This is a genomic window from Mycobacterium sp., from assembly GCF_044342925.1.
In the GTDB taxonomy this organism is placed as follows: Bacteria; Actinomycetota; Actinomycetes; order Mycobacteriales; family Mycobacteriaceae; genus Mycobacterium.
Genome location: NZ_JBIIOV010000122.1, coordinates 1 through 9795, shown reverse-complemented (window position 1 = coordinate 9795; position 9795 = coordinate 1). Strand labels below are relative to the sequence as shown.

The window sequence follows — 9795 nt, the reverse complement described above, 5'->3', positions numbered from 1 at the left end:
CCGACCGCGGCGCGTCGCCGGACGGTCGGGGTTGGATCGGCGCCGGCGGCGGCGCGGGAGCCTCCTGGTGGGCGCTCGCGGCGGCATGTTCGACGTCGTGCAACGTGATCGCACCCTGTGGGCCCGCGCCGGTAAGCCCCTTGAGGTCGACGCCCAGCGCGGCGGCAGTGCGCCGGGCGACGGGGGACACCCACTGCCGGTGCCCGACCGGTGCGGCTTCGGGTGCGGATGTCATCGCTGGTACGGCAACGGGTTCGGCGACCGGTGCCGCCCCGGGCTCGTCGCCGGGTTCCCGAAGAGTGGCCAGCGGAGTTCCGACGGCCACCGTTTCGCCGACCGGCACCAGCAGCTTCCCGACAATGCCGTCGTGCCAGCATTCGATTTCCACCGCGGCCTTGGTGGTTTCGACCACCGCGACCACCTGTCCGCGGGTCACCGTGTCGCCCGGCTTGATTCGCCATTCGTCCAGGCGGCCCTCGTCCATGTCGGCGCCCAGAGCCGGCATCTGAAACTCGATCACTGCTGGGCCCGCCCGGTTTCAACCCCGGGTCGCTCCGCTCCTGCCCGCCGAGTCTCCACCCGGTCCCCGAACAGCCCGCGCACCGCGGCGACGATCTTCTCCGGCTGCGGCAGGGCCGCCTGCTCCAGGTGTTTGGCGTAGGGGATCGGCACCTCGACGGTGCACACCCGTGCGATGGGCGCGTCGAGTTCCCAGAACGCCTGCTCGACGATGCGCGCGCTGATCTCCCCGGCCAGGCTGCCGGTGTGCCACGCCTCGTCGACCACCACGACGCGGTGCGTCTTGCGGACCGACTCCATCATGGTGGCGTCATCGAGGGGGCGCAGCACGCGCAGATCGATGACCTCGCAGTCGATTCCATCCTTGGCGAGCTGCTCTGCGGCGTCCAGCGCCTTGGGAACGCAGCCGCCGTAGGCGATCACCGTGACATCGGTACCTGCCCGGCGTACGGCCGCCCGGCTGATGTCGGTGGGTACCAGGGCCTCGACATCGGCGGTGGTGTTGTACAGCGCCACGTGCTCGACGATGATCACCGGGTCGGGATGGGTGAGCGCGGTGCGCAGCATGCCGTACGCGTCGGCGACGGTGGCCGGCGCGAGCACCACGATGCCCGGGATGTGGGCGTACCAGTTCTCCAGGCTGTGCGAATGTTGCGCAGCCAGTTGCCGGCCGGCGCCGGTGGCCATCCGGATCACCAGCGGCACCGAGAACTGCCCGCCGGACATATGTCGCAGTGCCGCAGCGGTATTGACGATCTGGTCCAGTGCCAGCAGGCTGAAGTTCACCGTCATCACTTCGACGATGGGGCGCAGGCCGCCCAGCGCGCCGCCGATCCCGATGCCGACGAACCCCAGCTCCGACAGCGGGGTGTCCCGAATGCGTTCCGGGCCGAACTGCTCCAGCAGGCCCTTGGACACGGCGTAGGTGCCGCCGTAGCGGCCGACATCTTCACCGAGCAGGACGACGTTGGCGTCCTTGCGCATGGCGTCGGCGATCGCGTCGTGGACGGCGCCGCGGAAGGTGGCCTTCACGAAAGTGCCTGCGGGGCAGTCGGTGTGGTGACGTGGCGGGTCAGGGTGTCGATGCTCTCCAGCGTGCCCGCTTCGGCGTAGGCCACCGCGTCGGCGATCTCGCGGGCCACCTCCTGCTCGATCGCTTCGATGTCGTCGGCGCCCAGCAGCCCCTGAGTCAGACAGGAGTCGGTGAAAAGCTTGATGGGATCGCGTTCTTCGCGCCACTTGGCCACTTCGGCCTTGTCCCGGTACAACTCCGGGTCGAACATCGAGTGCGCCCGGAACCGGTAGGTGCGGAACTCCACGAAGTACGGGCCGCCTTCCGCGCGGATGTGATCGAGAGCCCGCCGGGTGGTCTCATGGGAGGCCAGCACGTCCATGCCGTCGACCGAAGCGGCGGGCACCCGGTACGACTGCGCTTTGGCGACCAGATCCACCTGTGAGAGTTCCCGGTCGATGGCCGTGCCCATGGCGTAGCCATTGTTCTCGCAGCAGAACAACACCGGAAGCTGCCACAGCTCAGCCATGTTCATCGACTCGTGGAAGGCGCCCTCGGCGGTGGCGCCCTCGCCGAAATAGCAGGCGGTGACGCGGTTGCGCTTCAATTGAGCGTCGGCGAACGCCAGCCCGGCGGCCAGCGGCAGCCCGCCGCCCACGATCGCGTTGCCGCCGTAGAACCGCCGGCCGGCGTCGAACAGGTGCATCGAACCGCCGCGCCCGCCCGAGCAGCCCTCCTGCTTCCCGAACATCTCCGCCATGATCGCGGCCATCGGGATTCCGCGCAGCAGAGCGTGTGCGTGCTCCCGGTAGGTGGCCACCACAGCGTCCTCGGGACCCAGCGCCCGTAAGGACCCCGCTGCCACCGCCTCCTCCCCGACGTAGAGGTGCAGGAAACCGCGAATCTTGGCTGCGCTGTAGAGCTCCGCGCACTTCTCCTCCATGCGACGGACCCGGATCATGTCGGTCAACAACGCTCGCGCGAGACCGGGATCGAGGTTCGGTTCAGTCACCCTTCACCCCCGGCGTCTCGACTGTGGAAGTGTCACCCTCGGGCAGTCCCAGCTCGCGGGCCCGCAACAGCCGGCGCATGATCTTGCCGCTGCGGGTGTGTGGGAGTGCGTCGACGAAGTCGATCTCCTTGGGCGCCACCGCGGCACCGAGCCGCTTGCGGGCGTGGCCCATCAGGTCGCGGCGCAACTCGTCGTCGGCGGTGTAGCCGGACTTCAGCGTGACGAAGGCCTTCACGACAGCCCCGTAGGTGGGGTCTGGCTTTCCGATCACGGCGGCTTCGGCGACTGCCGGGTGGTCGGTCAGCACGTTCTCCACCTCGAACGGCCCGATCAGGTGGCCGGAGGCCTTGATGACGTCGTCGGCGCGGCCGATGAACCACAGGTAACCGTCGCCGTCGCGCTTGACCAGATCCCCGGTCAGGTAGAGGTCCCCAGCCGGATCGGGGCGAAAGCACTTGCGGTAACGCTCGTCCTGGTTCAGGTAGCCGCGGAACATCGACGGCCACCCCACTCGCAGCGCCAGTTCGCCCTCGACGTCCGGCTGGTCGATGATCGTGACGGCGCCGGTGGCCTCTTCCGTATCGTCGTGGTCGACGACGACAACGTCGACGCCCGGCAACGGCCGGCCCATCGACCCCGGCTTGATGGCGAAGGCCGGGGTGTTGGCGACCATGATGCCCCCGGTCTCGGTCTGCCACCAGTTGTCGTGGATGGGCAAGCCCAGCACCCGCTTTCCCCACCAGACCGCTTCGGCGTTGAGCGGTTCGCCGACGCTGGCGATGAACCGCAGACGCGGGAACGTGTACTTCGCCGGCAACTCCGGGCCGGCCTTGATCAGCATCCGGATCGCCGTGGGTGCGGTGTACCAGACGGTGACGGCCTCGTCCTGCAGGATCCGGTACCACCTTTCGGCGTCGAACTCCGCCTCGTCGACGATCGAGGTGACCCCGTGCAGCAGTGGGGAGATGATCCCGTAGGACGTTCCGGTCACCCAGCCGGGATCGGCTGTGCACCAATAGATGTCGTCGGGATGAAGGTCAAGGGCGTAGAGCCCGGTGATGTAGTGCATCGCGACTGCGCCGTGCACGTGCACGGCGCCTTTCGGAGTGCCGGTGGTGCCGCTGGTGAAGTGCAGCAGCGACGGGTCGTCGGGTCCGGTGGGCTCGATGGGTGCCTCGTCGCTAGCTCGCTCCATCAGCGCGGCGAAGTTGTGGGTGCCCGGAAGCTCGTCGTCACTGAGGTCGCCGACCACCAGCACATGCTTGACCGACGGCAGCTCCCCGCGGATCTTGGCGATCTTGCGCTTGTAGATCGCCGCGGTGGTCACCAGGACGTCCGCCGCGCCGATGGTGACGCGGGTGGTGATCGGTTCCGGCCCGAACGCGGAGAACAGCGGCGACACCACACTGCCGTTGCGCAATGCGCCCAGCATGCTGATGTACAGCTCTGGCACCCGGCCCATGATGACGAAGACCTTGTCGCCCTTGCCGATTCCCAAACCTCGCAACACATTGGTGAATCGGCGAGTGAGCCGGCCCAGTTCGGCGTAGCTGATGTCGTGGGTGGTCAGGCCTGTGCGGTCGCCGGGCTGAGTATCGGCGACGAACCGCAACGCCGTCCGCTCGGCGTCTGGGCCGTCGGCGTGCCGGTCGACCGCGGCGTAGGCAATATTGCAGCCTGAGCCCGGGCCGGCGGCGGGCATCCCGGCGCACAGATCGGGGATGCGCGACCAGGTGAACGAGGCCCGGGTGGCGTCATAGTCGTCGAAATTGGGCGTGACCCGCAGATCGGCCCGACCCTTACTGATGATGGCATCGTCGTCCACGACCGGACTACCGGTGTGGAGGGGCGAGGACACCGCTGCGACGGGCGCGCGGGAAGTTCGCCATCACCCGCTCGATCAGCGCGCCGTAGGCACCGCCATCGTTGATGAGGTCCGGGCGTTTCAACTGCCGCAGGAAACCGTCGATGCGTCGTTCCAGTGGCCAGTCCAGATAATCGCGCCGGGTGAACGGTGAGCACAGAAACTTCCATGCGATGCCGTCAATCTCGTCGGCCCGATCCCCGGCCCGATCGCTTATGCCCATCACCGATTCCCCCCCTGGATTCACCCCAGTGATGTTCACCCGACGGCACGACGTCAGGGAAGGGCCGAAAGTCCTACGAATCGTCTAGTCGACGAGAGGATCATGCTGGATGCGTCCGGGATCGGCGCCGTGGGCGATCAGCGCCGCCCGAGTGGCCAACACCATATCCGGCCGGCCGCAGATCAGAATCTGTCGATCACTCCAGCCGCCGTAACCGGCGACCACCTCCGGTAGCCGGCCGGTCTGGCGGACGTGCAGCCCGCGGGGCGGTTCGGGGTCCGGGTAGTCCGCCGCCCACGGCGGGTTGTTGTAGAACTCCGCGACCGGTGACACCGACAGCCACGGGTTGCAGCTGGCGAGTTCCCACAGCGCCGGCAGGTCGTAGAGCTCGCACGGATAGCGGCCGCCGAAGAACAGGTGCACCCGGGGGTTCTCGCCGAACCGGGTGAGGTCCATGATCAGCGCGCGCAACGGCGCCAGCCCAGTCGAACCGGCGATCATCAGCACGTCGCCGGCGTCGCGGTCGACGGTCATACCGCCGTGCGGGTTGGATAACCGCCACCGGTCCCCGGGGGCGGTCTCGGCGACGATGCTGCCGCTGACGAGGCCACCGGGAACCGTGCGGACGTGGAACTCGATGAACCCCTGCAGATCCGGCGGAACGGCGGCGGACAGGTAGCGCCACCGGTTGGGGTGCTGCGGCATCTGCACGCTGACGTACTGGCCCGGGTGATAGGGCATCGGCTGGTCGAGTTGCAGGCGGATGACGGCGATGTCGCGGGAGACCCGCCGGTGATCGACGACGGTGCCGTCCCACCACGGCGGCAGCGGGTCGGCCTCCGCGGCGCCCGACATCGCCCCTGCGATGAGAGTCAGCGCCTCGGTGACGGTGTCGTCCACCGCCGGACTCCAGCAGTCGCCGAGTTCGGTGCGCAGCGCCAGGAACAGTGCCTGGCAGGCACGGTGGTAGTGGGCTTCGGTGACGCCGTACTTGCGATGGTCGCGGCCCAGTTGGGCTAAAAACGCCACCGGTTCCTCGGCTCGCTGGGCAAGGAACTCGGTGACCAGCCAGCGCAACGCCTGACTGAACGACGTCTGCTGACGTGCCATGTCGGGGGCGAACAGTTCGCGCACCGAGTCGTCGAGGTAGAACCACGAGGCGTAGAACCGTCGCATCAGAGCCGCCGAGCGGTCCGGGTCATCGAGGGCGGACTGCAGCGCCCGTAGTGACTCGCGGTCGTCCAGCCCCACGGTGTGTGAGTCTAGGCGCTCTGACAGCGCTGCAGAGGCTCTAGAGCGCGTGAATTCCCTTGTACACCAGGCCCGCGCCGATCACCAGCAGGATGCCGACCACCAGCGCGGTGTGGTTGCGCTCCATCCAGTGCTTGACCTTGGCCAGCGGCGCATCCAGGCGAGCGCCGGCGAATTGGTAGGCCAGCACCGGCAGGGCCACCGTCGATGCCGCGAGCATGGTGAACAGGATGGTCGCCTGCCAGGCGCCGGCACGGCCGAGCGCCGCGGTGCCGATCGCGGCGCCCGCGGCCGCGCACATCACGAAGACCTTGACGTTCACCACCGTCAGCATGAGCGCGGTGACGAACGCCCGAGCCGGGCTGATCGAGGTCATCAGCGTCATCCATTTCGGGTTGTGCGCCGCGCTGTCGGTCCGGCCGAACCAGCGATAGAGGGCGAAGCCGATCAGCGCGACACCGATGGCGATGCGCACGTAGGGACCCCAGCTGGGCTTGGTGTCCAGGCCGTCGTTGGAGATGTCGGTGCCCCCGACGAAGGCGCCGGTCACCACAAAAATGCCCAGCATCCACCCGACCAGGAAAGCCAGGCTGGTCGGCTTCGGCCGCGGAGTGCCGAGCACCAGAATCCCGGGGATGACCGACAGCGGCGAGATCGCGATGACCATCGCCAGCGGGATGAGTTCGTTGAGGTCGGAAGAAACGGAGCTCACTGGGGGACCGTAGTCGAACAGTTGTCGCCGTCGTGCGGTTTAGGTAGTCATGCGCGCCGCAGCGTCCAGGCGGGCGCCCAATGCGTGACCGCCCGGCGCTGGGTGCCGTAGCTGATCTCATAGGTGACCAGCCCCCACCACTCGCCCTGCTCGCAGAGGCCCCAGCATGTCAGGCTGCCGGCGACGACCTTGTCCATCTGCAGCCCGTGCGGGTTGTAGCGTCCCGTCCGGTGCGGGGGCCTGGGGAACAGCACGGTGAGGTCGACGAGCACGGCCAGCGGCGGGCGGACCGGACGGAACGGCGGCCGCACCGGCTGGCCGTTGTAGCCGATCGACGCCAGCTCGCCCATTGCTCGATCATATGTTCGAATAAGTTGCGCTGTACTCGAACCGTGTCGCGAATGGGGTCGCAAGTCTCTATCGGAAGGTGCGGTTAACTATCTAGAGTTGAGCGGAACAGACTCAAGACTGCTTGTGTTGTATACCTCGACAAGCTTCTATCAGGAGAAATGGAGGTGTCGTGGACTCGTTCAACCCGACCACGAAGACCCAGGCGGCGCTGACCGCCGCGTTGCAGGCCGCCAGTGCGGCCGGCAACCCGGAGATCCGGCCCGCCCATCTGCTGTTGGCCCTGCTGACGCAGACCGACGGCATCGCCGCGCCGCTACTCGAGGCGGTCGGTGTCAACCCTGCGACCATCCGTTCCGAGGCGCAGCGTCTCGTCGACCGGCTGCCGTCGAGCAGTGGCGCGACGTCGCAGCCGCAGCTGTCGCGGGAGTCGCTGGCGGCGATCAACGCCGCTCAGCAACTGGCCACCGAGATGAACGACGAGTTCGTCTCCACCGAGCACCTGATGGTGGGGCTGGCCACCGGCGACTCCGATGTCGCCAAGCTGCTGACAGGAGCCGGCGCCTCCCCGCTGGCGCTGCGTGAGGCCTTCGTCAAGGTCCGCGGCAGCGCCCGAGTCACCAGCGCCGACCCCGAGGCCAAGTACCAGGCGTTGGAGAAGTACTCCACCGACCTGACCGCCCGCGCTCGGGAGGGCAAGCTCGATCCGGTTGTGGGGCGCGACAACGAGATTCGCCGTGTCATTCAGGTGCTGAGCCGGCGGACCAAGAACAACCCGGTGCTCATCGGTGAGCCCGGCGTCGGCAAGACCGCGATCGTCGAGGGCCTGGCCCAGCGCATCATCGACGGCGACGTGCCCGAAAGCCTCCGCGATAAGACCGTCGTCTCGCTGGATCTGGGATCCATGGTCGCCGGTGCGAAGTACCGCGGCGAGTTCGAGGAACGACTCAAGGCTGTCCTCGACGAGATCAAGGAATCCGCCGGGCAGATCATCACCTTCATCGATGAGCTGCACACCATCGTGGGCGCCGGCGCGACCGGCGAGGGCGCGATGGACGCCGGCAACATGATCAAGCCGATGCTCGCCCGCGGCGAGCTGCGGATGGTCGGCGCGACGACCCTCGACGAGTACCGCAAGTACATCGAGAAGGATGCCGCCCTGGAGCGGCGCTTCCAGCAGGTCTTCGTCGGCGAGCCGTCGGTGGAGGACACTGTCGGCATCCTGCGCGGCCTCAAGGACCGCTACGAGGTGCACCATGGCGTCCGGATTACCGATTCCGCGTTGGTGGCCGCTGCCACGCTGTCCGACCGCTACATCACCAGCCGATTCCTGCCGGACAAGGCCATCGACCTGGTCGATGAGTCCGCCTCCCGGCTGCGGATGGAGATCGACTCCCGGCCCGTCGAGGTCGACGAGGTCGAGCGACTGGTCCGTCGCCTCGAGATCGAGGAGATGGCGCTGGAGAAGGAATCAGATGAGGCGTCCGCCGCCAGGCTGGAGAAGCTGCGCGCCGAGCTGGCCGACCAGAAAGAGAAACTGGCCGAGCTGACGACCCGCTGGCAGAACGAGAAGAATGCCATCGACATCGTCCGCGAGCTCAAGGAGCAGTTGGAGACGCTGCGCGGCGAGTCCGACCGGGCGGAGCGCGACGGAGATCTGGCCAAGGCCGCCGAGTTGCGTTACGGCCGGGTCCCGGAACTGGAGAAGAAGCTCGACGCCGCGCTGCCGCAGGCCCAAGCCCGCGACAGCGTCATGCTCAAGGAGGAGGTCGGCCCGGACGATATCGCCGACGTGGTGGCGGCGTGGACCGGCATCCCGGCCGGTCGCCTGTTGGAGGGCGAGACCGCCAAGCTGCTGCGCATGGAGGACGAGCTGGGCAGGCGGGTCATCGGGCAGCGCAAGGCCGTGCAGGCCGTCTCGGATGCGGTTCGCCGCACCCGGGCCGGGGTCGCCGACCCCAACCGGCCCACCGGCTCGTTCCTGTTCCTCGGCCCCACCGGCGTCGGCAAGACCGAGCTGGCCAAGGCGCTGGCGGACTTCCTGTTCGACGACGAACGGGCCATGGTCCGCATCGACATGAGCGAGTACGGCGAGAAGCATTCGGTCGCGAGGCTGGTCGGTGCCCCTCCCGGCTACATCGGCTACGACCAGGGCGGGCAGCTGACCGAGGCGGTACGCCGACGGCCCTACACGGTGGTGCTGTTCGACGAGGTCGAGAAGGCGCACCCGGACGTGTTCGACGTGCTGCTGCAAGTGCTCGACGAGGGCCGGTTGACCGACGGCCAGGGCCGCACGGTGGATTTCCGCAACACCATCCTCATCCTGACCTCGAACCTGGGGTCCGGCGGTGACGCCGAGCGGGTGATGGCGGCGGTGCGCGCGGCGTTCAAGCCCGAGTTCATCAACCGCCTCGACGACGTGCTGATCTTCGACGCGCTGTCGGCCGAGGAACTGGTCCAGATCGTCGACATTCAGCTGTCCCAGCTGCAGAAGCGGCTGGCCCAGCGGCGCCTGGAACTGCAGGTGTCGCTGCCGGCCAAGGAATGGCTGGCAGATCGCGGGTTCGACCCGGTCTACGGGGCGCGGCCGCTGCGCCGGCTGGTGCAGCAGGCCATCGGCGATCAGCTCGCCAAGCTGCTGCTGGCCGGGGAGATCCACGACGGCGACGTGGTGCAGGTCAACGTCAGCCCGGACGGCGACCGCCTGATTCTGGGATGAGCGCTTGCGCGAAGACCATCGGACTGGGATGAGCGCTTGCGCGAAGACCATCGGACTGGGATGAGCGCTTGCGCGAAGACCATCGGACTGGGATGAGCGCTTGCGCGAAGACCATCGGACTGGGATGAGCGCTTG

General features: G+C 67.9%; 9 protein-coding genes. 1 reads left to right on the top strand and 8 read right to left on the bottom strand.

Annotated features, from left to right (window positions below; all coding sequences use genetic code 11):
• From ADBZ6I_RS12865 to ADBZ6I_RS12830, 8 genes are all read right to left on the bottom strand, one after another.
• Positions 1-520 (bottom strand): lipoyl domain-containing protein (locus ADBZ6I_RS12865; protein ID WP_526384419.1); only part of this gene is annotated, 520 nt, incomplete at its 3' end.
• Positions 517-1551, bottom strand: a complete 1035-nt coding sequence (locus ADBZ6I_RS12860) for an alpha-ketoacid dehydrogenase subunit beta (RefSeq protein WP_526384417.1) — start codon at positions 1549-1551, stop codon at positions 517-519. The genes ADBZ6I_RS12865 and ADBZ6I_RS12860, both read right to left, overlap by 4 nt.
• Positions 1548-2543: a pyruvate dehydrogenase (acetyl-transferring) E1 component subunit alpha gene (gene pdhA / locus ADBZ6I_RS12855; protein ID WP_526384415.1), complete on the bottom strand. Its 996-nt coding sequence runs from the start codon at positions 2541-2543 to the stop codon at positions 1548-1550. Before pdhA ends, ADBZ6I_RS12860 begins: the two co-directional genes overlap by 4 nt.
• Positions 2536-4368, bottom strand: coding sequence for an acetate--CoA ligase (acsA, locus tag ADBZ6I_RS12850; RefSeq protein WP_526384413.1), 1833 nt, complete (start codon positions 4366-4368; stop codon positions 2536-2538). The genes pdhA and acsA overlap by 8 nt, the downstream gene beginning before the upstream one ends.
• A gap of 7 nt (positions 4369-4375) precedes the next feature.
• Positions 4376-4630: a hypothetical protein gene (locus ADBZ6I_RS12845; RefSeq protein WP_526384411.1), complete on the bottom strand. Its 255-nt coding sequence runs from the start codon at positions 4628-4630 to the stop codon at positions 4376-4378.
• Positions 4631-4714: 84 nt separating this feature from the next.
• Positions 4715-5881 carry an FAD-binding oxidoreductase gene (locus ADBZ6I_RS12840; protein ID WP_526384409.1) on the bottom strand — a complete coding sequence of 389 codons (1167 nt, stop codon included), beginning with the start codon at positions 5879-5881 and terminating at the stop codon, positions 4715-4717.
• A gap of 40 nt (positions 5882-5921) precedes the next feature.
• Positions 5922-6593 (bottom strand): GAP family protein, encoded by a 672-nt coding sequence (locus tag ADBZ6I_RS12835; protein ID WP_526384407.1) that lies wholly within the window; start codon positions 6591-6593, stop codon positions 5922-5924.
• A 47-nt stretch (positions 6594-6640) separates the two neighbouring features.
• Positions 6641-6943: a hypothetical protein gene (locus tag ADBZ6I_RS12830; protein ID WP_526384405.1), complete on the bottom strand. Its 303-nt coding sequence runs from the start codon at positions 6941-6943 to the stop codon at positions 6641-6643.
• A gap of 170 nt (positions 6944-7113) precedes the next feature.
• Between ADBZ6I_RS12830 and clpB the strand changes: the two genes are divergently transcribed.
• Positions 7114-9660, top strand: coding sequence for an ATP-dependent chaperone ClpB (clpB, locus tag ADBZ6I_RS12825; RefSeq protein WP_526384403.1), 2547 nt, complete (start codon positions 7114-7116; stop codon positions 9658-9660).
• Positions 9661-9795 lie beyond the last annotated feature (135 nt).